The sequence below is a fragment of the Lysinibacillus sp. C5.1 genome (assembly GCF_016350185.1).
In the GTDB taxonomy this organism is placed as follows: Bacteria; Bacillota; Bacilli; order Bacillales_A; family Planococcaceae; genus Lysinibacillus; species Lysinibacillus sphaericus.
The window spans coordinates 121,779-147,281 of record NZ_CP066226.1 but is presented as its reverse complement, the minus strand read 5'-3'; the positions used below and the strand labels follow the sequence as shown (position 1 = coordinate 147,281).

Genomic DNA, 25,503 nt, shown 5'->3' with positions numbered 1-25,503 from the left:
AGAGTGGCATCCTACTGTAAACTGCGTAGCCAGCAACAGTAATGACTGCATTTAAATTATAGTTGCATTTTCTTTAGTTCATTCGTCATGAAATATAAATAACCGTCCTTAATAAATAAATCCTTCGTGTCTTCCTTATTCAGCAGTTGTTCGCCACTTCCATCGGGGCGAATTTTCGTTAAATAAGCACCATGTGAATAATTACTAAAGTATAGCCATCCATCTGCATAAACGATATATTGTGCACGCGTTTTCGTGACACGCTGTGCTTTGCCTGTAGTCATATCAAGCACATATAATCTATTGTCATCAGAAATACTGCTATAGAATAGTTGATTTCCTACCTGTGCAGCAAAATCAATATCTTGATAATAGCTATAAGCGGTACTTGTTGCTTTCGGATAATCGTCTGCTATCCATGTGTGATCGCGTGCCATCGTGCGATCATCCACTAAAAAGTATTGATATCTTATAGCCCCTTTACGATCAGGCACCGGATCATTCCACGTTGTATCAAGATGATACCATTGACCGTCGAGTTTTACTAAATTCCAAGCATGGCCTTCTTGACCGACATAACCCACAATATATTTTGTCTCGAAACCAAGTTTTTGCAACATTGAGTGTGCTAATAACGCATAGCCCTGACAAACACCACCATGCTCGGCCAGCACCGTATAGGCACTATGTGGGCTTGACTTTGTTTGCTCAGTATAAGCTGTATTGGCTACTATATAATCATTTACTGCTTTAATCTTTTCTACATCGGTTTTCGCGTTTTTAGCAATCGTAGCAACGATCTCTTGCGCATTCATCTCTACATAAGCCGCTTGCTCCGGTGTCATTAAATAGCTTTGTTCTCCAAAAATCTTAGCTGTTTTTTTACCATATTCAAAGCGTATGGAATGCTTACTAATATGACCATAGACATAATCGTCTCGTTTAATGGCACTATCATAAGCCTCCTCCACAATTTTCTCGATTCGTTGCGTACTTCCTTTATATTGAATTTCAAAGCTAGGCGAAAAACTACTATAGTAGGCGTACATTGCATCCGCCATTTCCTTCGCATTAGTGACAACAAGCTTTGTTTCAGGCTGCTTTACAACTGGAGCAGTGACCGCTAGCTCTTGGTTCTTTACATCTTCAGGGTTGGCTGTTTGAATTGAGGCATCTTCTGAAAATTTGGTGGTAACATCAACAATTTTTTCTTTTGTTGCTAGTAGCATCGTTTCGATGTCATCATTATTTGCCCAAGTTACGACTTGCTTAACTGTCGCTTTACCCGCTGTATAGATTGGTTCCATAAAAACGATAAATATTACTATAATCGCTAGCTTCTTCCACAAAAATCTTCACCTCACACAGTTTCACTACTTTCATTATATACAAAAAAAGCACAAAGAACTCATTTAAGAGTCCTTTTGTGCTTATAAATAATATATGCATTCAACAGGTAATCTAGAAACGTCCTGTTGTTTCGTCCACTGCATACTAGTTCATTTTTTGCTTTTGTTCTTTACCGTTAACTTTATACACTAAATAACCGCTACCAATCATTAAATCCGTTACAGATTGTTTCACTACTACATTTGTTTTTAATGTTTTAAGATTTAGTTTTGTTAAGTAGCCGCTATTACTATAGTCGCTATAATAAAGATAATCGCCAGCGCCTGTAATGTACAGTGCACGAGTATCAATCACCTTCGTCTTCTTACCACTTACTAAGTCAAGTTTATACAACTTATCATTATCCGCTGTATTGCTGAAGTATAAAGTATTTTGGATTTGGTGTGCAAAATGTACATTTTGCATGAAATTATAGGTAGTACTTGTGGCCGCAGGATAATCTGTAGTAATCCAAGTATGGTCTTTGTTTAGTTGTGCATCGGTTACAAGGAAGTAATCATAGGAAGATGCCCCTATTCGATTTGGTAACGGATCATTCCAAGTTGTATCCAGATGATACCACTTGCCATCAAGCTTCACCATATTCCAGGCATGTGCTTCAGTGCCATTCACATAACCTACTACATATTTTGTTTCAATCCCTGCCTGCTCTAGCATTTTATAAGCTGATAACGCATAGCCCTGACATACAGCTTGTCCTTCGAATAGTAAAGCGTAAGCGCTATGGGGACTTGCTTTCGTTTTTGTACCATAAGTAGTATTTGACACAATATAATCATTAATAGCCTTTACTTTTTGAAACGGTGTCATAGAAGGCTTAATAATCGTCTTTAAAATGCTATCAATCTTCTTTTGTACAGCAGCTTCTTGTGTGGCATTTGTAAAGTATTTTACTTTATAGGTTACATTCCCGACAGAGTCAGCAGACATTGAAATGCTTTGAAGATGACCACTAGCATACGTAGCTTGTTGCTGCGCCTTTTCAAATGCCTCCATAAACTTGTCCATATCCGTCATTGAACCACTATATGTAACTTTAATTTCAGTCGCAAAATTATTAAGTTGCTTTGCTATTTCTTTTGTTAATTGATCAACAGTTGCTATCTTCGTACTAGCCATCGCATTGTATACAATCGGTGCAGGAGTGTTTAATGGTTGAGTCTGTGCACTTTGTGCATTGGCTACAGTTGGGCTTAACATCAACAATGTGGCACTGCTTAATAACCATTTTTTCAAGATAGATTCACCTTCTCTTATATAATATCTTTATATTAATTATAAAAGAAAATGCAACTTTAAATCTATCATACAAGTTCACTACATACGACTTTTTTCTACAATATTTCATTCCAATAATTAGGTTTTTACACCTACCTTTACTATAAATCTACTAAATTAAAGTAATTTTTTGCAAAATTCATCAATTCACTTCTTTTAGACTACTAAGACCTGTAAGACGACACAAGCCCCGCTACATCGACTTTTATTGAAAAACGAATTCATCGAGCCTTCAAGAGGCTTACCGTTGTCCAATGAAAAGTGAAGAAGCAGAGCTTGTCGATTTAACAATAATTCATTTTAATTTTATGCTTTTTATATTAGCCTTAACAATCAACGGCTTTTAACAACTAAATTAACCGCTTCTTGAATCAATTCATTCATTTTCTCGCCGTCACCTTCCGCATTTTGGACACATTCCAACAGATTCGTACTTACAATGACACCTACTGTACGATCTACTGCTGAACGCACTGCTGATAATTGCGTAATAACAGCCTTACAATCCTTTTCTTCTTCCATCATTTTTAAAATACCGCGTAGCTGACCTTCCATGCGCTTTACACGATTTTTTACTTGATCTGAATATTCCACATTCATTACCCCTTCTTTTTATACTCGCGACGTCCAGTTGAGTAATTATTATTCTTATCCTAGCACAAAATATAAGAAATAAACCTGCCACATCATTCTTGCTAAGGTTTTAAATATTTTATAAGCATTTTAGTCATTACAGTACCTGCATTTGTTAGTTCATCGTATTGCATAATTGAATTTTTTTTTATGCGTAGCTGACCAATTTCTACTTCGAAAATGGGACATTTTCTTCTTAGAGCGACGACAAGCATATTTGTATCGTAGTCAAAACGATCACCTTGCACTTTAATAAGCCATGGTAACTCATTGATTGCTATGTAACGCAAACCTGTTTGTGTATCCATCAGTTTTTTATGGAATAGTAATTCAAACAACAAACTAGTCGCTCGATTTCCCCAATAGGAAAAAAATGTACTATCCGAAGAATGAAAATTTCGTATACCCAGCACAATACCTTCTGAAAAAACTTTTGTCATGTTCAATACTAGTTTGATATCTTGTAACGTATGTTGCCCATGTGCACCTACTGTTAATACACCATGAAACTTCACACGTTTAGACCATACATAGGAGAATGCAGTTTTTAATGCGCCTCCCTTTCCAATATTGTGTTCATGCTGAAGAACCTTGCAGCTATCTATTTTCTTTAACTCTTCAAAAATACTTGTATATTTTTGATCGCTACCGTCATTCACAATAATAACTTGGGAAATGGAGGTAGCTAATAATTGATGTACGAATGTTACAAATGATTGTTGCGGATTATATGTTGGAATAATTGCTGCAATGTTTTTCATCAATTAAACAATCCCCCCAATAACTATAAACAAACTCTTATATCAAATAGTAACATGGAATGTCGACAATTCAACCGATGATTTCATTGTAAAAACATCAATAACTTTAATATTTTCCCGATATATGAAAAAAGGCTGCTACCGTGAATTGGTTAAGAAGAGGTGAGTACAATCGTTATACAATATGAAATCCTACATGAACAATGTAAAAAGTTACACATATTATCGTTTACGCATTTAGCAGAAAGTCTAGAAGAAGCTAGCACTCATGCTATATCCCAACCTTCCATCTCCTTACATAAGTCACGCCTCGTTGTCGAGGAGATTGTTTATGACTTTTACGAGCTGGAAATGCACGCCAAACCTAAAATAAAAAATATGCGAACACTATTAAATAATCGTACGTTTATAGCAAAAATACATCCACGTCGCATTTATTTATTAATGGAGCTTGTCCTAAAAATGACAAGTACTAGCAATAATGACATTGTTGAAGCAAAAGCCGCCAAAATTGTCCTCGATTATGTTAGTGATATCGTTGAATGGTTTATTCATCGTTATGATCGGAAACTTAAAATGTCCATGTCCTCGCGAAAAGGCGCTAAATTTGAAGATATTTTGCCGCCAATCGATACGAAGACGCTGGATCACTACTCTGCGAAGGACTATGAACATGCGGCTAATTGGTTTGAATTAGCTGCTAAAAAAGGCAATGCAAGTGCACAATACAATTTAGGCTTCCTTTATAATCATGGTCGTGGCGTCCAAAAAGATTATATAGCTGCCAAAACATGGTATGAGAAAGCAGCCGCACAACAAGATGCGAACGCACTTTATAGTCTCGGCGTGCTTTACCATTTAGGGCAAGGTGTTGTACAAAATTATGAAGAGGCTGCAAGATATTATAAATGTGCTGCAGATTTAGGAAATGCCGATGCACAGTACAATCTAGGTGTACTTTATAATCAAGGGCTGGGGCTTCCTGTTAATTTTACAGAGGCCGCAAAATGGTATATTTCAGCTGCCAATCAAGGTAACACTAGTGCACAAAATAATCTCGGCTTTCTTTACCATAATGGGACTGGTGTGCAACAAAGCTTTGAGGAAGCGATAGCCTATTTTGAAATGGCAGCACTTGCTGGAGATGCAAGCGCGCAATACAACCTTGGGTATATGTATCTTAAAGGTCGTGGTATCTCACAAAATATGGAGGAAGCTGCGAGATGGTTCCATTTAGCTGCTCTTCAAGACCATACCAATGCCGAATTTCAATTAGCGATGCTATACAATTCAGGATTAGGTATACAGCAGGATCACGTTGAAGCAATGAAATGGTTTAAACTTGCTGCTCATAACGGACATACCAATGCGCAATATTGCCTTGGTATCCTCTACCAAAAGGAGAAGGATAACACACGAGCAGAAAGTTGGTTACAACTTGCCGCTGACAGTGGTCATATTAGTGCTGGCTACGAGTTGGGGCTTCTTTATGTCTATCAACTTCAACAGCCCGATAAAGCATTACCCTATTTTAAAATGGCTGCTGACAAAGGCTATGCTGATGCTCAATTCGAGCTAGGGCTTCTTTATGCAAAAGGGACAGGTGTTACATTGAATTATACTGAAGCAGTGAGATGGTGGAGAGCTGCAACCGACCAATCCCATATTCAGGCGGAGTATCAGCTAGGATTATTATATGAACAAGGTTTAGGTGTTCCCCAAGACTTAGATGAAGCTCGACGTTGCTATAGGCTTGCCGCTCTTCAAGGGCATTCAGGTGCGCAATATCAACTTGGTAATTTATTTGATAAGGGGAAAGGTGTAAAGCAAGATTTTACAGAGGCTGCAAAATGGATTGAACAAGCGGCGAGTAAAGGACATGCTAAAGCTCAATTCCAGTTAGCCCAAATGCATAGTCATGGACAAGGTGTGCCTAAAGATTTTGCCAAAGCAGCACAACTTTATCGACTTGCTGCCAATAAGGGACATCAAAAAGCGCAATTTCAGCTTGGTATGCTTTATAAAAAAGGACAAGGCGTTGCTCAAGATTATAATGAGGCAACACGTTGGCTAAAAAAATCTCTAGAACATTTAACATAAGTGCGTCCTGAGGCGAACTAGTGCGAGTCGTACTTGTAAAAAAGAGTACCTAGTAAGAAGAAATCCGTAAAATTAAAAATGGAGGCAAACTCAAATTTTATTGAATTTGCCTCCATGCTAACCGCGTTAGTTATTGACGCGGTTTTTATATTAGTTTTTCATTTCTTCTTTTTGATTAATCATAAATGTTACAACGATAAATAGCGCAAAACTAATTAATAAAGTTGTACCACCGACAATAAAGAAAACTAAAGTCAATGTATGATTAAAGTTGAATGGATTAATATTGTAGAACCACATTCCAAGTGTTAAGCCGAAGACGCCAATAATTGCCGTCCAGCCGTGTAATGTCACTAACTTTTGTGATTTTACTTTAAAGGCACGGTAGAAAATCCCCCATGCAAACATACTTAACCAACCAACAAGTAAAACGTGTGCGTGAATTGGTCGAAACTCATAACTTCCTGACCCTGACATATGCGAACCTAAATACGTACCCACCAATGCGAAAATCGCAGCGAGTCGAATAAGACGTATACTCCATTTTTGCTCCATACGATAACTCCTCCAAGTTTTAACTTACGTAGAAGTTTATCGTTTGAATATGAACTTTACATGAACTCCATATTACAATTTTGTTAGGTGTATACAAACACTTGTCCCTTCGTTCATAGCACTTTCCATTTGCACTTTACCACCGTGCAATTCAATAATTTGTTTAACAATTGCAAGACCGAGACCTGTCCCCTGTTTCGTTCTAGACTCGTCAGCTCTATAAAAACGGTCATATACCTTTTGCAATTGTTCTGTAGTCATACCAATGCCGCTATCCTTTACTAATACCTCTACAAAAGTCGTTTGTTCCTGAAGTTGGATATGAATGTCTCCACCATTAACATTATATTTAATGGCGTTTGTTAATAAATTATCCCAGACATTTTGCAATAGACTTGCATCGCCATTATAAATTACTGGCTCAATCTGATACGATAATTGCACATTCGCTTCCTCTAACTGCCAACGATATTTTCGCACTGTTTCCTTCAATTGCTCATCTAACGGATACGGTTATCGCTTTAACATTCTGGTAGATTGATCGAGTGATGTCAGCAATAATAGTTGCTTTGTCAATGTCGATAGTCGCTTTGTTTCTAGCTCTATAATCGTTGCGTATTCTTGCCGTTCAGGTTCTGCAAGCGTAGGATTTTTCAATAAATCGACATACCCTTGAATATTCAATAACGGCGATTGAAAGTCATGGGATACATTACTTATAAACTGTTTTCGCATTCTGTCATTTTCCTGTAGTTTTTCTGTCATGACATTAAAACTATCCGCCAGTTGTCCAATTTCATCTGCTCGGTCAATTTCAAGCAACGTATCAAACTTTTCATGGGCAAGTTGATGAGTTGCTTCGGTTAACTTTGTAATCGGACGAATAAGTGCCTTTGCAAATAATAACATGGCAAGTAAGCTCATCACCGCCATCCCAAGAATGAGACCACCTAATAACGTATGAGCCTCTGAGAACAAGAATCGAATATCTGGTCGAATAAACAATGCATATTGCTCGTTATGATACGTAAAGGGTACACCAATAGTATTTATTAACTCATTCGCAAAAAAGCCTGTCATAAAAGTCTCTTTTGGAAAATCCCGCATCCCATGATAGACTTCCCCATCTAATACTTGCTGGATAATATCAGTGGGCAATTTCTTATCTCGGTATTCGCCACCAAAAAAACGATGTTCCTCTCCAGTTGTAACATATATTTGATACCCAATATCGCCAAGCGTTGTTAAATAATTATCTAAATCCATTTCTTTCGCTGATTCAATATAGTCGGCAATATCTTGTGCAATCGCAACGTTTTTTGCATCATTTTTTTCTTTAGTCACTTGGTGATAATATGTATTCGTCATTAAAAATCCAATACATAAACTGCCAATCATAATGAGCATTGTCGTGATAACAAATTTACTATATAACGTCTTCATGGTGCACTTACCTCAAGCTTATAACCGACACCACGCACCGTTGTAATTTCGACATCTGTATTGTAACGATGCAATCGCTCGCGAATCCGCTTCACATGTGTATTTAATGTTTGTTCATCACCTTCATAGTCGTAACCCCATACTTGCTCCATAATAATGCTCCGTGTAAATACTTGATTTGGACGAGAGGCAAGTAGCGCTAACAGCTCAAACTCTTTTAAAGGTAACAGAAGCGTGTCACCACCAATTGTAACCTCAAAGCTACGGCGATCAATTTCAAGCTTACCCACCTGTATCGTTACTTGGTTTTTTTTATCAAGCCTACGCAAAATAGCCGTAATACGAAACAGTAATTCCTTTGGCTCGAACGGCTTAACGACATAGTCATCCGAACCTGCTAAAAAGCCTCGCTCCTTATCTTCAAGCTCTCCCTTAGCCGTTAATAACAGCACAGGGATATCATAATCCTTACTTAAAATTTCTGTTAACTTAAAACCATCCATTCCGGGCATCATGACATCCACTACTGCCAAATCGGGCATATTTCCATCCAGCAATTGCAAAGCTTGTTCCCCATTCTCTGCCTGCATGACTTGATAGCCCTCGCGAGTTAAATAAATATTCACTAACTGTAAAATATGCACATCATCATCGACAACTAAAATTTTCATTCCCTCTTGCCTCCGTTCAATATACTAGCGCCCTCCACCCTAAATTATCAGAATTGTTTGGGTATTGTTCAGGTGACTGGCACCAAAAAGAAATTATAGAAATCAGCAGCAATATTAGCAGTGGTAAAACAATGACAATATAGCCTCTTGGATTTGCAAAATTCATTGTCCAGCCTACACCAAAACGTTTTTCTACAAAAACAGATGGGTCCTGACGATTCATATAAATAAGACCGCCTTTCCAGTAACGATCCTCATCAATATCCATTACCTCTGACACCACATTATCTTCATATTTCAACCGTAATTGTCGCTTTTTCCATGCATAAACTAGCACTGAACCTAAAATTAAAAATAGAAATGCAATAAAGAATGGTAATAGTTTATTGCCTTCAGCCATTGAAGGATAAATATTACTTAGCTGTAGTATGGTCAATAATGCGGTTAAACTATAGCTAATCAATGCTATATTCCAGCTCATAAACTTTCGTGTTTTTAATTCATTTTCTAATGACTCCTGCTGACGATTAATAGACATGCGAATAGCCGAACGCTTAAGTGAATCTGCAGTGCCCCACATCATACATTGCATCATCAACATAACTAGTGGTAATGAAATCGCAATAAAATAGGTTTTTTCTCGCCATGCATCCGCCGCTCCACTTGGTCCCCAATGCACCGCTACAGCATTTGGTATTTGACTATAATGTAATAATGTAAAAATAATAAGAAAAATCGTAACGCCTATAGGCACCACATAGAAGGGCCATGGAAGCATTTCATCACGACTACGAGCAGTTAAATCAACTGCTCGCACCTGTTTTATATTCATGCCCCATTGCTCGCGTATTTTCAACTTCATCACTTTCTGATGGTTTAACCAGTATAACACCATACTAATCGCCAGCATGCCAAATAAACAGCTTAGTAAAAGGATGCCTTGTGCACTTTCAGAAGGTGCAAGCGACCAGTTAAGCATTAGCATAAGTATTAAAATCAGCACGCCAAAAAGCCCTACTGTTTGCGCATATCGTTTTTTCGCAAGAGCTAATGCAGAATGCTTTATATTTTGCTCTGGTACAGTAACGCCAAATACAATAGTCTCACGTACAATGTAAGGGACAAAAACTTGCATAGCTAATGTCATCACATACATTATTGTAAAAATACCTAGTAGCATGCTACACCCCTTCTGCTGGCAGTTGCAAGTCAGCGAATACCTTTTTCATCATGTGCTCAATTTGATCCACTGTTGCACCGAGCACCATTCCTTCTGCCACAACAGGCTTTAAATTTTTTTCAATCTGCTGCAACTGTTCAGGCGTTAATGCACGCTCCTCCGTTGAACGAATAATTGCTCCTGATTTAGCACGAATCGTTATAATGCCCTTCGCCTCAAGTTCATGGTAACTCTTATTAACCGTATGCATATTGACACCTAAATCGGCTGCTAAACTTCGTACCGACGGCAATGTATCCCCCGGTCCCATGTCCCCTCTCGCAATACCCTCTATAATTTGCCGTGTAACCTGTTCATAGATAGGTACATTCGATAATGGCTCTATTTGAATAAACATCTAAATCAACTCCATATTTGTTATATAATAAGTATAACAAATAACCAATTTTATGCATAGAAAAAGGAGCTATTCTGTAAGGGCTTAAATTGTTTTGCAATGAACTTTCTTACAAGTACACTTTGCTTCTCATTATTTTTGTACAGATCGAAACTTTATTACTATCATCCCAAACATGCTTGCCGATTTTCTACTCTGAACCTTATTTGCAAGCGATTCTTAGGTTAAATAACAAAAAAGATGTCTCATGTACTTTTGAGACACCTTTTCTAATATTAATTCGTTCCTACTGCTAATTGTTCTTTTAAGCGTGCAACTGCTTCTACTACTACTACTGCATGTCCTAATTCATTAAGTGATTCACCAATTTGTCTCACGGCTTGTTCAAGCATTGCGGGTGTTGTATTGCCCATATGCCCAATACGGAATGCTTTACCTGCTAAATGAGCCAAAGCCCCAGCAACAATTACACCTTTTTCAGCAAGCTTCGCACGGAACTTGGCATCCTCTACTCCCTCCGGATAGAGCATACAACTTAAAGTTGGAGCTGCTACTGTCTCGTCAGCTAGTGCTTTCATACCATACGTAGATAATGCTAAACGCATAGCGCGACCGTACGCTAGATGACGTGCCTCACGCTTAACAATACCTTCATCTAAAACCATCTTCATAGCAACATCATAAGCATAAATTAAATTTACAGGTGGTGTTGCAAAATATTTCCCTGGATCATTCATAACCGGAATCCAATTTTCTATTTCACTATAGTATGCGGGTATCGTTCCTAGCGCTTCACGAGCCTTTAAGGCCGATTGATTAAAGGCGATAATGGCTAAACCTGGTGGTATCCCGATTGCTTTTTGTGAGCCAGTTAGTACAACATCTAATTTATAGTCAGGATGACCATATGTTTTATTCATATTTTCATCTAGCGCTGCTGTTGCGACAACACCATCTAAAATAATTAATGCCCCTGCACTTTTAATAATAGGTACCAATGCATCGAGATCCGAAGCGACGCCTGTAGATGTATCTGCATGTGTAATAGTGACTGCCTTATAATTAGCTTCAGCTAATTTTGCCTTTACTGTTGCTGGTTCAACTTGTTTTCCCCATTCTGCTTGTATCACGTCTACCTGAATACCATAAGCAGTTGCTAAAGGCGTAAAACGATCACCAAAATATCCGTGACTAATAACGAGTATTTTTTCTCCCTTACCCACAGTATTAACAATCGCCATTTCCATTGCTAGCGTTCCAGAACCTGCTAGTACAAACACTTCGCCATCCGTTTGGAATAGTTTTTTTGTTTGTGCTAATGCGTTTTTATAAATTGCCACAAAACGTGGATCTGTATGCCCACGGGTTTCGCTTGCCAAAGCATCATATATTTCCTCAACTACGGGTGTAGGACCAGGAATTAATAGTATTTCTTTATTAGTACTCATCTCTTTTCCCCCTCTAAATGATAAGTATAGAAAAATGCCTTACAAGCCCCCCATCAAAGCTTGTAAGACATCTTGCACCCCATTTTTAAATCTCAATACTTACGATTAATATAAGTAGACCCCTTTTATTAAACAGTGCTCATTTTTTGTAAGAAACGGAGGAACAGACTCCGTTTATTACATTAGTTGGAATTAGTGAGCTGCATTCGAGTTCAGCCCACAGTGTTTAAGGAAAGTTAGATATGTTCGTTAGTAGATTTCTATCAATTAACTTAATTTTTCATAGCCTGGAAGTGTCAAGAATTCCACGAATTCATCTTGCTCAATTAAAGATTTAAACAGTTCAGCAGCTTCAGCATAGCGACCACTGTTATAGGCTTGTTCCCCAACAGCCTCTTTAATTTTCACAAGCTCTTCTTCCAATATTTCCAGCACAAATGCTAATGTAATACCACGCCCATCATCTAATATACCCTTTGGATGACGAATCCATTGCCATACTTGTGTACGGGAGATTTCTGCAGTTGCAGCATCTTCCATCAAGTTGTTAATTGGTGCAGCTCCGTTGCCTCGTAACCAAGAAGCAATGTACTGAACTCCTACGCTACAGTTAATACGAAGACCTTCAAGGGTAATTGTCCCTTCTGGAACAGCTACTAAATCTTCAGCCTTTACATTCACATCTTCGCGTTTTTTATGGATTTGGTTTGGTGTTTTCATAATCGCATCAAACTGCTCCATAGCTGTTGCCACCATACCAGGGTGTGCTACCCAAGTTCCATCATGACCATCCGTTGCTTCACGACGTTTATCTTCCGCAACCTTTGCAAATGCTACTGCATTCGCCTCATCATCGCCTTTAACAGGTATTTGTGCAGCCATACCACCCATAGCAGGTGCGTTGCGCTTATGACATGTTTGGATACATAAAGACGTGTAAGCCTTCATGAATGGAACTGTCATTGTTACTTGACCACGATCAGGTAAAATCACATCAGGTTGATTGCGCAGTCGTTTAATGTAGCTGAAAATATAATCCCAACGACCACAATTTAGACCTGCTGAATGATCGCGAAGCTCGTATAAAATTTCATCCATTTCAAATGCAGCTAATATTGTTTCAATTAAAACTGTCGCTCTAATTGTACCTTGTGGAATACCAATATAATCTTGTGCAAAGATAAAGACATCATTCCACAAGCGAGCCTCTAAATGACTTTCTAACTTCGGTAGATAGAAGTATGGACCCGTGCCTTTTGCCAATGCATTTTTAGCATTGTGGAATAAATAAAGACCAAAATCGAAGAAACTACCTGAAACTGGCTCACCATCTACCAACACATGTTTTTCAAGTAAATGAAGACCACGTGGACGTACTAGTAATACCGCTGTTTCTTTATTTAATTTATACGTTTTACCGTTTGACGCTTGAGTAAATTCAATCGTCTTATTAATGGCATCACGCATATTAATTTGACCAGAAATCATGTTTTCCCAAGTAGGAGCTGAAGCATCCTCAAAGCAAGCCATGAACATTTTCGCACCAGAATTTAATGCGTTAATAACCATTTTGCGGTCTACTGGTCCAGTAATTTCTACTCGTCGATCTTGTAAATCCGCAGGCAGTGGCGCAATTGTCCAATCTCCCTCACGAATATGCTTTGTTTCTGGTAGGAAGTCGAGTTTCTCACCAGCATCTAGACGCTTCTGACGATCTTGACGAGCCTCTAAAAGCTCTTTACGACGAGCATCGAATTTTTCATGCAGGGCAAGAACAAACTCAAGGGCCTCCGGTGTTAAAACTTCTTTTGTTTGCTCGTTTTGTTGTCCAACAATTTTAAGCTTACCTGTAGTTGCCTGTTCCATTAGTAGTTCCCCCACCTCTCGTGATTTAAGTTTCCCCCGCTTAGGAGGTGCGAGGGAAACTTATCTATGATTATGAATTTAGGAATTAACGTAATCGAATTAAACGAATTGTTCTGTTTCTGTAGAACCAGCCATCGCTGTTGTTGAAGAAGTACCACCAGAAATAACTTGTGACACATCATCGAAGTAACCTGTACCTACTTCGCGTTGGTGACGAGTAGCTGTATAGCCTTTAGATTCAGAAGCAAACTCAGCTTGTTGAAGTTTAGAGTATGCAGCCATGCCGTTATCTTTATAGTCATGAGCTAACTCAAACATAGAGTGGTTTAATGCATGGAAGCCAGCTAATGTTACGAATTGGAATTTGTAACCCAATTTACCTAACTCACGTTGATATTCTGCAATCTCTTCTTCTGAAAGGTTTGCTTTCCAGTTAAATGAAGGTGAACAGTTGTAAGCAAGCATTTTACCAGGGAATTCAGCATGAATCGCCGCTGCGAACTCACGAGCTTCTTCAAGTGACGGCTTAGACGTTTCACACCAGATTAAATCTGCATATGGTGCGTAAGCTAGACCACGAGCAATCGCTTGTTTAATACCTGGTGTTGTACGGAAGAAGCCTTCTGGTGTACGTTCGCCAGTAATAAATTCAGCATCACGTGGGTCAATATCAGAAGTTACCATATCTGCAGCATCAGCATCTGTACGTGCGATTAAGATTGTATCTACGCCCATTACATCTGTTGCAAGACGAGCAGCAATTAAGTTACGAACTGCGTTTTGTGTAGGAAGTAATACTTTACCACCTAAGTGTCCACATTTTTTCTCAGAAGCTAATTGGTCTTCTAAATGCACACCAGCAGCTCCTGCTTCAATCATTCCTTTAACAAGTTCGAATACGTTTAAAGGACCACCGAAGCCAGCTTCAGCATCAGCTACGATTGGTGCAAACCAATCGAAATCGTCTACACGACCTTCAGCATGGTCGATTTGATCAGCGCGTTGTAGCGCTTGGTTGATACGTTTTACTACAGCTGGTACAGAGTTAGCTGGGTATAAAGATTGGTCAGGGTACATTTGACCTGAAAGGTTAGCATCAGCAGCTACTTGCCAGCCAGATAAGTAGATTGCTTTTAATCCTGCTTTTACTTGTTGAACCGCTTGATTACCAGTTAATGCACCTAATGCATTAATAAACGGTTCTTCGTGTAATGATTTCCAAAGTCGTTTAGCGCCTTTTGTTGCTAAAGTCTGTTCAATTACAACAGAACCTTGTAATTTAACTACCTCTTCAGCCGTATAAGCGCGTTCAATACCAGCCCAACGTGGGTTTTCTGCCCATTGTTTTTCTAAAGCTTGAATTTTTTCTTGACGTGTTGACATATTGAAATTCCACCTTCCCCTTTGTGTAAAATATACTCTGTTAAAAAACTTTTTAATTTCTGTTCCATAACAGGTTTATTTGTTGTAAATTAATATATAACAGTACATCTGAATTTTCACTATTTTTTGATAAAAGACCAAATTTTGATGATGAAACCGCTTTTTTAAGCGACAAAATTTGGTAAACTGTTTACAAACAAGGGGGCTATTCACAATGAAAAATGAAATCAATGCTGTACAAAAAAGTATTGCACAACAATTTATTACGATGTTACAAGACTGGATTCCACCCAACTCGTCCATCGCCATTGCTGTAGAGAACTCCTATATTTACTTTAACTCTGGATATCATGGTATTCATTTAGAAATAGGACGGCAAGTTGAACCAGGCAGTATTGCAGAGCAAGTATTGCGTACAAATAAACGTACAGACGCAATATTAGATAATACTCTATTTGGTACACCCTATTATGGTATTGGCTACCCAGTACATATTCAGGATACGCCAGCAGCATTAGTAGTTGTTTTACCTTCAACTTTTACTGCACAGAAATTGGAGCCTTATCAATTTTTAACAGGGAAACAGGAAGAAGAATGGACCCCTGTAGTAATCGATAAAATTTCTTATATTGAGAGCCTTCAGAAAAAAACCTGGTTTTATGTAGAAAAGGAACAATTTAAAACAAGTATTACACTTAAAGAATTACAAATGCGTTTACCTCCGTTTTTTATACGCATTCATAGATCCTATATAGTGAATATTCATTTCATAAAAAAAATGGCGCGTGATCTTACTTCGAATTTTATTGTTACTTTAAAAGATGGTACAGAATTACCTGTCAGCCAATCCTATCTTAATAACCTACGTAATGCGCTAGAATTTTAACAAAATAAAAACAGCTGCCTTCTGCAGCTGTTCAAATATTGACACAAAAAAACCTGAGAATAAATTCTCAGGTTTTTATTTGCCTAGCGACGTCCTACTCTCACAGGGGGAAGCCCCCAACTACCATCGGCGCTAAAGAGCTTAACTTCCGTGTTCGGTATGGGAACGGGTGTGACCTCTTTGCCATCATCACTAGACAGTATTTAATTGAAAGATTGTTCTTTCAAAACTGGATAAACGGTGCATTGAATGTTTCAAACTTTTTGGTTAAGTCCTCGATCGATTAGTATTCGTCAGCTCCATGTGTCACCACACTTCCACCTCGAACCTATCTACCTCATCGTCTTTGAGGGATCTTACTTACTTGCGTAATGGGAAATCTCATCTTGAGGGGGGCTTCATGCTTAGATGCTTTCAGCACTTATCCCGTCCACACATAGCTACCCAGCGATGCCTTTGGCAAGACAACTGGTACACCAGCGGTGTGTCCATCCCGGTCCTCTCGTACTAAGGACAGCTCCTCTCAAATTTCCTACGCCCACGACGGATAGGGACCGAACTGTCTCACGACGTTCTGAACCCAGCTCGCGTACCGCTTTAATGGGCGAACAGCCCAACCCTTGGGACCGACTACAGCCCCAGGATGCGATGAGCCGACATCGAGGTGCCAAACCTCCCCGTCGATGTGGACTCTTGGGGGAGATAAGCCTGTTATCCCCGGGGTAGCTTTTATCCGTTGAGCGATGGCCCTTCCATGCGGAACCACCGGATCACTAAGCCCGTCTTTCGACCCTGCTCGACTTGTAGGTCTCGCAGTCAAGCTCCCTTGTGCCTTTACACTCTACGAATGATTTCCAACCATTCTGAGGGAACCTTTGGGCGCCTCCGTTACCTTTTAGGAGGCGACCGCCCCAGTCAAACTGTCCGCCTGACACTGTCTCCTGCCCCGCTAAGGGGCATGGGTTAGAATTTCAATACAACCAGGGTAGTATCCCACCGACGCCTCCTTCGAAGCTGGCGCTCCGAGATCTCTGGCTCCTACCTATCCTGTACAAGTTGTACCAAAATTCAATATCAGGCTACAGTAAAGCTCCACGGGGTCTTTCCGTCCTGTCGCGGGTAACCTGCATCTTCACAGGTACTATAATTTCACCGAGTCTCTCGTTGAGACAGTGCCCAGATCGTTACGCCTTTCGTGCGGGTCGGAACTTACCCGACAAGGAATTTCGCTACCTTAGGACCGTTATAGTTACGGCCGCCGTTTACTGGGGCTTCAATTCGCAGCTTCGCTTGCGCTAACCACTCCTCTTAACCTTCCAGCACCGGGCAGGCGTCAGCCCCTATACGTCACCTTACGGTTTTGCAGAGACCTGTGTTTTTGCTAAACAGTCGCCTGGGCCTATTCACTGCGGCTCTCATGCGCTTGCACGCTCAAGAGCACCCCTTCTCCCGAAGTTACGGGGTCATTTTGCCGAGTTCCTTAACGAGAGTTCTCTCGCACACCTTAGGATTCTCTCCTCGACTACCTGTGTCGGTTTGCGGTACGGGCACCTCTCACCTCGATAGAGGCTTTTCTTGGCAGTGTGAAATCAGGAACTTCGTCCATACGGACTCGCCATCACAGCTCAACGTTACAGTGTGCGGATTTGCCTACACACACGCCTTACTGCTTGGACGCGCACAACCAACGGCGCGCTTACCCTATCCTACTGCGTCCCCCCATTTCTCAAACGGTGAGGAGGTGGTACAGGAATATCAACCTGTTGTCCATCGCCTACGCCTATCGGCCTCGGCTTAGGTCCCGACTAACCCTGAGCGGACGAGCCTTCCTCAGGAAACCTTAGTCATACGGTGGACGGGATTCTCACCCGTCTTTCGCTACTCATACCGGCATTCTCACTTCTAAGCGCTCCACCAGTCCTTCCGGTCTGACTTCAACGCACTTAGAACGCTCTCCTACCACTGACATCGTAGATGTCAATCCACAGCTTCGGTGAATCGTTTAGCCCCGATACATTTTCGGCGCAGCGTCACTCGACCAGTGAGCTATTACGCACTCTTTAAATGATGGCTGCTTCTAAGCCAACATCCTGGTTGTCTGTGCAACGCCACATCCTTTTCCACTTAACGATTACTTTGGGACCTTAGCTGGTGGTCTGGGCTGTTTCCCTTTTGACTACGGATCTTATCACTCGCAGTCTGACTCCCGTGTATAAATATCTGGCATTCGGAGTTTGTCTGAATTCGGTAAACCGGGATGGCCCCCTAGTCCAAACAGTGCTCTACCTCCAGTATTCTCATCACGAGGCTAGCCCTAAAGCTATTTCGGAGAGAACCAGCTATCTCCAAGTTCGATTGGAATTTCTCCGCTACCCACACCTCATCCCCGCACTTTTCAACGTGCGTGGGTTCGGGCCTCCAGTAAGTGTTACCTCACCTTCACCCTGGACATGGGTAGATCACCTGGTTTCGGGTCTACGACCACGTACTAATTCGCCCTATTCAGACTCGCTTTCGCTGCGGCTCCGCCTTCTAAAGCTTAACCTCGCACGTAATCGTAACTCGCCGGTTCATTCTACAAAAGGCACGCTATCACCCATTAACGGGCTCTAACTACTTGTAGGCACACGGTTTCAGGATCTCTTTCACTCCCCTTCCGGGGTGCTTTTCACCTTTCCCTCACGGTACTGGTTCACTATCGGTCACTAGGTAGTATTTAGCCTTGGGAGATGGTCCTCCCGGATTCCGACGGAATTTCACGTGTTCCGCCGTACTCAGGATCCACTCTGGAGGGAACGAACTTTCGACTACAGGGCTTTTACCTGCTCTGGCGGACCTTTCCAAGTCGCTTCATCTAACTCATTCCTTTGTAACTCCGTATAGAGTGTCCTACAACCCCAAGAGGCAAGCCTCTTGGTTTGGGCTCTTCCCGTTTCGCTCGCCGCTACTCAGGGAATCGATTTTTCTTTCTCTTCCTCCAGGTACTTAGATGTTTCAGTTCCCTGGGTCTGCCTTCAAGACGCTATGTATTCACGTCAAGATACTACGCGATTAAACGTAGTGGGTTCCCCCATTCGGAAATCTCCGGATCAAAGCTCACTTACAGCTCCCCGAAGCATATCGGTGTTAGTGCCGTCCTTCTTCGGCTCCTAGTGCCAAGGCATTCGCCGTGCGCCCTTAATAACTTAACCTATCGGCTTCCAATCCACTGCGCATTTCGTTGTCAGCTTCTCTCGTTCAATCAGTCACGTACGTAAGTACGCTCCTTCATTCACTCGTTCGCTTCCTAGAACTGCTTGTGTCTTGAAACCCTATTTCGTTATTAAGCCTATAAAAAACTTAAAAAAATAAATGTGTTTGTTACAATTTCAATGTCGTTTTATCCAGTTTTCAAAGAACAAATAAAAATTGGTGGAGCCTAGCGGGATCGAACCGCTGACCTCCTGCGTGCAAGGCAGGCGCTCTCCCAGCTGAGCTAAGGCCCCAAGAGGTTATATATGGTGGGCCTAAATGGACTCGAACCATCGACCTCACGCTTATCAGGCGTGCGCTCTAACCAGCTGAGCTATAGGCCCTCTTGGAAGTTTTATAAAGTTAGTTATAAACCTTCAAAACTGAACGCAAAACGTAATCTTACAAACCCAAGGTTTGTATTCCGAAAATATCCTTAGAAAGGAGATGATCCAGCCGCACCTTCCGATACGGCTACCTTGTTACGACTTCACCCCAATCATCTATCCCACCTTCGGCGGCTGGCTCCAAAAGGTTACCTCACCGACTTCGGGTGTTACAAACTCTCGTGGTGTGACGGGCGGTGTGTACAAGGCCCGGGAACGTATTCACCGCGGCATGCTGATCCGCGATTACTAGCGATTCCGGCTTCATGTAGGCGAGTTGCAGCCTACAATCCGAACTGAGAACGACTTTATCGGATTAGCTCCCTCTCGCGAGTTGGCAACCGTTTGTATCGTCCATTGTAGCACGTGTGTAGCCCAGGTCATAAGGGGCATGATGATTTGACGTCATCCCCACCTTCCTCCGGTTTGTCACCGGCAGTCACCTTAGAGTGCCCAACTAAATGATGGCAACTAAGATCAAGGGTTGCGCTCGTTGCGGGACTTAACCCAACATCTCACGACACGAGCTGACGACAACCATGCACCACCTGTCACCGTTGTCCCCGAAGGGAAAACCATATCTCTACAGTGGTCAACGGGATGTCAAGACCTGGTAAGGTTCTTCGCGTTGCTTCGAATTAAACCACATGCTCCACCGCTTGTGCGGGCCCCCGTCAATTCCTTTGAGTTTCAGTCTTGCGACCGTACTCCCCAGGCGGAGTGCTTAATGCGTTAGCTGCAGCACTAAGGGGCGGAAACCCCCTAACACTTAGCACTCATCGTTTACGGCGTGGACTACCAGGGTATCTAATCCTGTTTGCTCCCCACGCTTTCGCGCCTCAGTGTCAGTTACAGACCAGATAGTCGCCTTCGCCACTGGTGTTCCTCCAAATCTCTACGCATTTCACCGCTACACTTGGAATTCCACTATCCTCTTCTGCACTCAAGTCTCCCAGTTTCCAATGACCCTCCACGGTTGAGCCATGGGCTTTCACATCAGACTTAAGAAACCACCTGCGCGCGCTTTACGCCCAATAATTCCGGACAACGCTTGCCACCTACGTATTACCGCGGCTGCTGGCACGTAGTTAGCCGTGGCTTTCTAATAAGGTACCGTCAAGGTACAGCCAGTTACTACTGTACTTGTTCTTCCCTTACAACAGAGTTTTACGAACCGAAATCCTTCTTCACTCACGCGGCGTTGCTCCATCAGGCTTTCGCCCATTGTGGAAGATTCCCTACTGCTGCCTCCCGTAGGAGTCTGGGCCGTGTCTCAGTCCCAGTGTGGCCGATCACCCTCTCAGGTCGGCTACGCATCGTTGCCTTGGTGAGCCGTTACCTCACCAACTAGCTAATGCGCCGCGGGCCCATCCTATAGCGACAGCCGAAACCGTCTTTCAGTATTGTCCCATGAGGGACGATAGATTATTCGGTATTAGCCCCGGTTTCCCGGAGTTATCCCAAACTATAGGGTAGGTTGCCCACGTGTTACTCACCCGTCCGCCGCTAACGTCAAAGGAGCAAGCTCCTTCTCTGTTCGCTCGACTTGCATGTATTAGGCACGCCGCCAGCGTTCGTCCTGAGCCAGGATCAAACTCTCCATAAAAGAAATTTGATTAGCTCAAATTGTTTTGCTGGCATCAATTTTGATGTCCAAATTTTTGTTTCGTTCACTAACGAAGTTAGCTAATAAAAACTATATTGATTACGTTTTGCTTGTTCAGTTTTCAAGGTTCATATATAAAAATTGGTGGAGCCTAGCGGGATCGAACCGCTGACCTCCTGCGTGCAAGGCAGGCGCTCTCCCAGCTGAGCTAAGGCCCCATAAAGTATATTTTAGGAAATGGTCGGGAAGACAGGATTCGAACCTGCGACCCCTTGGTCCCAAACCAAGTGCTCTACCAAGCTGAGCTACTTCCCGTTCATTTATTGGCGCGCCCGGCAGGAGTCGAACCCACAACCTTCTGATCCGTAGTCAGACGCTCTATCCAATTGAGCTACGGGCGCTAAATATTAAAAATGGTGCCGAGGGCCGGAATCGAACCGGCACGGTAGTCACCTACCGCAGGATTTTAAGTCCTGTGCGTCTGCCAGTTCCGCCACCCCGGCACATTTGGAGCGGAAGACGAGGTTCGAACTCGCGACCCCCACCTTGGCAAGGTGGTGTTCTACCACTGAACTACTTCCGCATGTGCATAAGATTATTTATCCTGGCAATTATAAATTTGAAATATAGATGATGCGGGTGAAGGGAGTCGAACCCCCACGCCTCGCGGCGCTAGATCCTAAGTCTAGTGCGTCTGCCAATTCCGCCACACCCGCATATTATTGTTGGCAATTAAAATGGTGAGCCATGAAGGACTCGAACCTTCGACCCTCTGATTAAAAGTCAGATGCTCTACCAACTGAGCTAATGGCTCAAAAAATGGTGCCGGCTATAGGAATCGAACCCACGACCTACTGATTACAAGTCAGTTGCTCTACCTGCTGAGCTAAACCGGCATATGGTGGAGGATGACGGGCTCGAACCGCCGACCCTCTGCTTGTAAGGCAGATGCTCTCCCAGCTGAGCTAATCCTCCTGGGTATTATGCCTAGCGACGTCCTACTCTCACAGGGGGAAGCCCCCAACTACCATCGGCGCTAAAGAGCTTAACTTCCGTGTTCGGTATGGGAACGGGTGTGACCTCTTTGCCATCATCACTAGACTATTTAAAAGACAAGATTCATTATAACATAAATTATTATAATTACAAGCTTTTTTTTAAAACTTGCTTGTTCTTTCAAAACTGGATAAACGGTTCATTGAATGTTTCAAACTTTTTTTTGGTTAAGTCCTCGATCGATTAGTATTCGTCAGCTCCATGTGTCACCACACTTCCACCTCGAACCTATCTACCTCATCGTCTTTGAGGGATCTTACTTACTTGCGTAATGGGAAATCTCATCTTGAGGGGGGCTTCATGCTTAGATGCTTTCAGCACTTATCCCGTCCACACATAGCTACCCAGCGATGCCTTTGGCAAGACAACTGGTACACCAGCGGTGTGTCCATCCCGGTCCTCTCGTACTAAGGACAGCTCCTCTCAAATTTCCTACGCCCACGACGGATAGGGACCGAACTGTCTCACGACGTTCTGAACCCAGCTCGCGTACCGCTTTAATGGGCGAACAGCCCAACCCTTGGGACCGACTACAGCCCCAGGATGCGATGAGCCGACATCGAGGTGCCAAACCTCCCCGTCGATGTGGACTCTTGGGGGAGATAAGCCTGTTATCCCCGGGGTAGCTTTTATCCGTTGAGCGATGGCCCTTCCATGCGGAACCACCGGATCACTAAGCCCGTCTTTCGACCCTGCTCGACTTGTAGGTCTCGCAGTCAAGCTCCCTTGTGCCTTTACACTCTACGAATGATTTCCAACCATTCTGAGGGAACCTTTGGGCGCCTCCGTTACCTTTTAGGAGGCGACCGCCCCAGTCAAACTGTCCGCCTGACACTGTCTCCTGCCCCGCTAAGGGGCATGGGTTAGAATTTCAATACAACCAGGGTAGTATCCCACCGACGCCTCCTTCGAAGCTGGCGCTCCGAGATCTCTGGCTCCTACCTATCCTGTACAAGTTGTACCAAAATTCAATATCAGGCTACAGTAAAGCTCCACGGGGTCTTTCCGTCCTGTCGCGGGTAACCTGCATCTTCACAGGTACTATAATTTCACCGAGTCTCTCGTTGAGACAGTGCCCAGATCGTTACGCCTTTCGTGCGGGTCGGAACTTACCCGACAAGGAATTTCGCTACCTTAGGACCGTTATAGTTACGGCCGCCGTTTACTGGGGCTTCAATTCGCAGCTTCGCTTGCGCTAACCACTCCTCTTAACCTTCCAGCACCGGGCAGGCGTCAGCCCCTATACGTCACCTTACGGTTTTGCAGAGACCTGTGTTTTTGCTAAACAGTCGCCTGGGCCTATTCACTGCGGCTCTCATGCGCTTGCACGCTCAAGAGCACCCCTTCTCCCGAAGTTACGGGGTCATTTTGCCGAGTTCCTTAACGAGAGTTCTCTCGCACACCTTAGGATTCTCTCCTCGACTACCTGTGTCGGTTTGCGGTACGGGCACCTCTCACCTCGATAGAGGCTTTTCTTGGCAGTGTGAAATCAGGAACTTCGTCCATACGGACTCGCCATCACAGCTCAACGTTACAGTGTGCGGATTTGCCTACACACACGCCTTACTGCTTGGACGCGCACAACCAACGGCGCGCTTACCCTATCCTACTGCGTCCCCCCATTTCTCAAACGGTGAGGAGGTGGTACAGGAATATCAACCTGTTGTCCATCGCCTACGCCTATCGGCCTCGGCTTAGGTCCCGACTAACCCTGAGCGGACGAGCCTTCCTCAGGAAACCTTAGTCATACGGTGGACGGGATTCTCACCCGTCTTTCGCTACTCATACCGGCATTCTCACTTCTAAGCGCTCCACCAGTCCTTCCGGTCTGACTTCAACGCACTTAGAACGCTCTCCTACCACTGACATCGTAGATGTCAATCCACAGCTTCGGTGAATCGTTTAGCCCCGATACATTTTCGGCGCAGCGTCACTCGACCAGTGAGCTATTACGCACTCTTTAAATGATGGCTGCTTCTAAGCCAACATCCTGGTTGTCTGTGCAACGCCACATCCTTTTCCACTTAACGATTACTTTGGGACCTTAGCTGGTGGTCTGGGCTGTTTCCCTTTTGACTACGGATCTTATCACTCGCAGTCTGACTCCCGTGTATAAATATCTGGCATTCGGAGTTTGTCTGAATTCGGTAAACCGGGATGGCCCCCTAGTCCAAACAGTGCTCTACCTCCAGTATTCTCATCACGAGGCTAGCCCTAAAGCTATTTCGGAGAGAACCAGCTATCTCCAAGTTCGATTGGAATTTCTCCGCTACCCACACCTCATCCCCGCACTTTTCAACGTGCGTGGGTTCGGGCCTCCAGTAAGTGTTACCTCACCTTCACCCTGGACATGGGTAGATCACCTGGTTTCGGGTCTACGACCACGTACTAATTCGCCCTATTCAGACTCGCTTTCGCTGCGGCTCCGCCTTCTAAAGCTTAACCTCGCACGTAATCGTAACTCGCCGGTTCATTCTACAAAAGGCACGCTATCACCCATTAACGGGCTCTAACTACTTGTAGGCACACGGTTTCAGGATCTCTTTCACTCCCCTTCCGGGGTGCTTTTCACCTTTCCCTCACGGTACTGGTTCACTATCGGTCACTAGGTAGTATTTAGCCTTGGGAGATGGTCCTCCCGGATTCCGACGGAATTTCACGTGTTCCGCCGTACTCAGGATCCACTCTGGAGGGAACGAACTTTCGACTACAGGGCTTTTACCTGCTCTGGCGGACCTTTCCAAGTCGCTTCATCTAACTCATTCCTTTGTAACTCCGTATAGAGTGTCCTACAACCCCAAGAGGCAAGCCTCTTGGTTTGGGCTCTTCCCGTTTCGCTCGCCGCTACTCAGGGAATCGATTTTTCTTTCTCTTCCTCCAGGTACTTAGATGTTTCAGTTCCCTGGGTCTGCCTTCAAGACGCTATGTATTCACGTCAAGATACTACGCGATTAAACGTAGTGGGTTCCCCCATTCGGAAATCTCCGGATCAAAGCTCACTTACAGCTCCCCGAAGCATATCGGTGTTAGTGCCGTCCTTCTTCGGCTCCTAGTGCCAAGGCATTCGCCGTGCGCCCTTAATAACTTAACCTATCGGCTTCCAATCCACTGCGCATTTCGTTGTCAGCTTCTCTCGTTCAATCAGTCACGGACGTAAGTACGCTCCTTCATTCACTCGTTCGCTTCCTAGAACTGCTTGTGTCTTGAAACCCT

15 protein-coding genes, 11 tRNA genes and 5 rRNA genes are annotated in these 25,503 nt (G+C 43.0%); 2 read left to right on the top strand and 29 right to left on the bottom strand.

From position 1 onward, the window contains the following. Positions 1–56: 56 nt before the first annotated feature. The 4 genes from I5435_RS00715 to I5435_RS00700 form a co-directional block, all read right to left on the bottom strand. Positions 57–1,349: a transglutaminase domain-containing protein gene (locus I5435_RS00715; protein WP_229388183.1), complete on the bottom strand. Its 1,293-nt coding sequence runs from the start codon at positions 1,347–1,349 to the stop codon at positions 57–59. A 145-nt stretch (positions 1,350–1,494) separates the two neighbouring features. Beyond that, positions 1,495–2,646, bottom strand: coding sequence for a transglutaminase domain-containing protein (locus tag I5435_RS00710; protein ID WP_025218346.1), 1,152 nt, complete (start codon positions 2,644–2,646; stop codon positions 1,495–1,497). A gap of 375 nt (positions 2,647–3,021) precedes the next feature. Beyond that, positions 3,022–3,282 carry a metal-sensitive transcriptional regulator gene (locus I5435_RS00705; RefSeq protein WP_024360805.1) on the bottom strand — a complete coding sequence of 87 codons (261 nt, stop codon included), beginning with the start codon at positions 3,280–3,282 and terminating at the stop codon, positions 3,022–3,024. A 101-nt stretch (positions 3,283–3,383) separates the two neighbouring features. Next, positions 3,384–4,082, bottom strand: a complete 699-nt coding sequence (locus tag I5435_RS00700; RefSeq protein WP_029747046.1) for a glycosyltransferase family 2 protein — start codon at positions 4,080–4,082, stop codon at positions 3,384–3,386. A gap of 162 nt (positions 4,083–4,244) precedes the next feature. Between I5435_RS00700 and I5435_RS00695 the strand changes: the two genes are divergently transcribed. Continuing rightward, the gene (locus I5435_RS00695; protein ID WP_229388179.1) at positions 4,245–6,182 is read left to right on the top strand and encodes an SEL1-like repeat protein; all 1,938 of its coding nucleotides are present in this window, start codon (positions 4,245–4,247) and stop codon (positions 6,180–6,182) included. Between the two features lie 150 nt (positions 6,183–6,332). Here the strand turns inward: I5435_RS00695 and I5435_RS00690 are convergent, their stop codons facing one another. The 9 genes from I5435_RS00690 to aceA form a co-directional block, all read right to left on the bottom strand. Then, positions 6,333–6,737, bottom strand: coding sequence for a hypothetical protein (locus I5435_RS00690; RefSeq protein WP_024360807.1), 405 nt, complete (start codon positions 6,735–6,737; stop codon positions 6,333–6,335). A gap of 72 nt (positions 6,738–6,809) precedes the next feature. Next, positions 6,810–7,217, bottom strand: coding sequence for a sensor histidine kinase (locus tag I5435_RS00685; RefSeq protein WP_337983065.1), 408 nt, complete (start codon positions 7,215–7,217; stop codon positions 6,810–6,812). Between the two features lie 33 nt (positions 7,218–7,250). Then, the gene (locus tag I5435_RS00680) at positions 7,251–8,180 is read right to left on the bottom strand and encodes a HAMP domain-containing protein (RefSeq protein WP_337983064.1); all 930 of its coding nucleotides are present in this window, start codon (positions 8,178–8,180) and stop codon (positions 7,251–7,253) included. Next, positions 8,177–8,851, bottom strand: coding sequence for a response regulator transcription factor (locus tag I5435_RS00675; protein WP_024360809.1), 675 nt, complete (start codon positions 8,849–8,851; stop codon positions 8,177–8,179). Before I5435_RS00675 ends, I5435_RS00680 begins: the two co-directional genes overlap by 4 nt. 16 nt (positions 8,852–8,867) lie before the next feature. Beyond that, positions 8,868–10,031 carry a DUF1648 domain-containing protein gene (locus I5435_RS00670; RefSeq protein WP_337983063.1) on the bottom strand — a complete coding sequence of 388 codons (1,164 nt, stop codon included), beginning with the start codon at positions 10,029–10,031 and terminating at the stop codon, positions 8,868–8,870. Between the two features lies 1 nt (position 10,032). Continuing rightward, on the bottom strand, positions 10,033–10,428 hold the full coding sequence (locus I5435_RS00665; protein ID WP_024360811.1) for a GntR family transcriptional regulator: 396 nt from the start codon (positions 10,426–10,428) through the stop codon (positions 10,033–10,035). A gap of 275 nt (positions 10,429–10,703) precedes the next feature. Continuing rightward, positions 10,704–11,876: a pyridoxal-phosphate-dependent aminotransferase family protein gene (locus tag I5435_RS00660; protein WP_337983062.1), complete on the bottom strand. Its 1,173-nt coding sequence runs from the start codon at positions 11,874–11,876 to the stop codon at positions 10,704–10,706. Between the two features lie 267 nt (positions 11,877–12,143). Next, positions 12,144–13,742 (bottom strand): malate synthase A, encoded by a 1,599-nt coding sequence (gene aceB, locus I5435_RS00655; protein WP_025218342.1) that lies wholly within the window; start codon positions 13,740–13,742, stop codon positions 12,144–12,146. 99 nt (positions 13,743–13,841) lie between these two features. After that, positions 13,842–15,125 carry an isocitrate lyase gene (gene aceA / locus I5435_RS00650; protein WP_025218341.1) on the bottom strand — a complete coding sequence of 428 codons (1,284 nt, stop codon included), beginning with the start codon at positions 15,123–15,125 and terminating at the stop codon, positions 13,842–13,844. A gap of 214 nt (positions 15,126–15,339) precedes the next feature. Between aceA and I5435_RS00645 the strand changes: the two genes are divergently transcribed. Next, positions 15,340–16,011, top strand: coding sequence for a LytR/AlgR family response regulator transcription factor (locus tag I5435_RS00645; protein ID WP_024360815.1), 672 nt, complete (start codon positions 15,340–15,342; stop codon positions 16,009–16,011). 81 nt (positions 16,012–16,092) lie between these two features. On the opposite strand, the gene rrf (I5435_RS00640) is transcribed toward I5435_RS00645, so the two are convergent. The 16 genes from rrf (I5435_RS00640) to I5435_RS00565 all read right to left on the bottom strand — a co-directional run bounded on the left by rrf (I5435_RS00640) (position 16,093) and on the right by I5435_RS00565 (position 25,381). After that, positions 16,093–16,208 (bottom strand): 5S ribosomal RNA (rrf, locus tag I5435_RS00640). A gap of 66 nt (positions 16,209–16,274) precedes the next feature. After that, positions 16,275–19,202, bottom strand: a 23S ribosomal RNA gene (locus I5435_RS00635). A 218-nt stretch (positions 19,203–19,420) separates the two neighbouring features. Beyond that, positions 19,421–19,496, bottom strand: a tRNA-Ala gene (locus I5435_RS00630). Between the two features lie 13 nt (positions 19,497–19,509). Continuing rightward, positions 19,510–19,586: transfer RNA gene (locus I5435_RS00625), tRNA-Ile, on the bottom strand. A 96-nt stretch (positions 19,587–19,682) separates the two neighbouring features. After that, positions 19,683–21,234: ribosomal RNA gene (locus tag I5435_RS00620) — 16S ribosomal RNA — on the bottom strand. 142 nt (positions 21,235–21,376) lie between these two features. Next, positions 21,377–21,452: transfer RNA gene (locus tag I5435_RS00615), tRNA-Ala, on the bottom strand. Positions 21,453–21,472: 20 nt separating this feature from the next. After that, a tRNA-Pro gene (locus tag I5435_RS00610) sits at positions 21,473–21,549 on the bottom strand. A 9-nt stretch (positions 21,550–21,558) separates the two neighbouring features. Beyond that, positions 21,559–21,635: transfer RNA gene (locus tag I5435_RS00605), tRNA-Arg, on the bottom strand. Positions 21,636–21,648: 13 nt separating this feature from the next. Further along, a tRNA-Leu gene (locus I5435_RS00600) sits at positions 21,649–21,737 on the bottom strand. A 5-nt stretch (positions 21,738–21,742) separates the two neighbouring features. Then, a tRNA-Gly gene (locus tag I5435_RS00595) sits at positions 21,743–21,817 on the bottom strand. Between the two features lie 51 nt (positions 21,818–21,868). After that, positions 21,869–21,950 (bottom strand) — tRNA-Leu (locus I5435_RS00590). 22 nt (positions 21,951–21,972) lie between these two features. Then, a tRNA-Lys gene (locus tag I5435_RS00585) sits at positions 21,973–22,048 on the bottom strand. 6 nt (positions 22,049–22,054) lie between these two features. Next, a tRNA-Thr gene (locus I5435_RS00580) sits at positions 22,055–22,130 on the bottom strand. 3 nt (positions 22,131–22,133) lie between these two features. After that, positions 22,134–22,209, bottom strand: a tRNA-Val gene (locus I5435_RS00575). Between the two features lie 10 nt (positions 22,210–22,219). After that, positions 22,220–22,335, bottom strand: a 5S ribosomal RNA gene (gene rrf / locus I5435_RS00570). A gap of 118 nt (positions 22,336–22,453) precedes the next feature. Further along, a 23S ribosomal RNA gene (locus I5435_RS00565) occupies positions 22,454–25,381 on the bottom strand. The 16S, 23S and 5S rRNA genes sit together here with 11 tRNA genes alongside, the layout of an rRNA operon. Positions 25,382–25,503 lie beyond the last annotated feature (122 nt).

What these genes read in the sequence shown, in the direction of transcription:
- I5435_RS00700 (WP_029747046.1), bottom strand. Translation starts at nt 4,082, where the DNA reads ATGAAAAACATTGCAGCAATTATTCCAACATATAATCCGCAACAATCA.
- I5435_RS00690 (WP_024360807.1), bottom strand. Translation starts at nt 6,737, where the DNA reads ATGGAGCAAAAATGGAGTATACGTCTTATTCGACTCGCTGCGATTTTC.
- I5435_RS00680 (WP_337983064.1), bottom strand. Translation starts at nt 8,180, where the DNA reads ATGAAGACGTTATATAGTAAATTTGTTATCACGACAATGCTCATTATG.
- I5435_RS00675 (WP_024360809.1), bottom strand. Translation starts at nt 8,851, where the DNA reads ATGAAAATTTTAGTTGTCGATGATGATGTGCATATTTTACAGTTAGTG.
- I5435_RS00670 (WP_337983063.1), bottom strand. Translation starts at nt 10,031, where the DNA reads ATGCTACTAGGTATTTTTACAATAATGTATGTGATGACATTAGCTATG.
- I5435_RS00665 (WP_024360811.1), bottom strand. Translation starts at nt 10,428, where the DNA reads ATGTTTATTCAAATAGAGCCATTATCGAATGTACCTATCTATGAACAG.
- I5435_RS00660 (WP_337983062.1), bottom strand. Translation starts at nt 11,876, where the DNA reads ATGAGTACTAATAAAGAAATACTATTAATTCCTGGTCCTACACCCGTA.
- aceB (WP_025218342.1), bottom strand. Translation starts at nt 13,742, where the DNA reads ATGGAACAGGCAACTACAGGTAAGCTTAAAATTGTTGGACAACAAAAC.
- aceA (WP_025218341.1), bottom strand. Translation starts at nt 15,125, where the DNA reads ATGTCAACACGTCAAGAAAAAATTCAAGCTTTAGAAAAACAATGGGCA.
- I5435_RS00645 (WP_024360815.1), top strand. Translation starts at nt 15,340, where the DNA reads ATGAAAAATGAAATCAATGCTGTACAAAAAAGTATTGCACAACAATTT.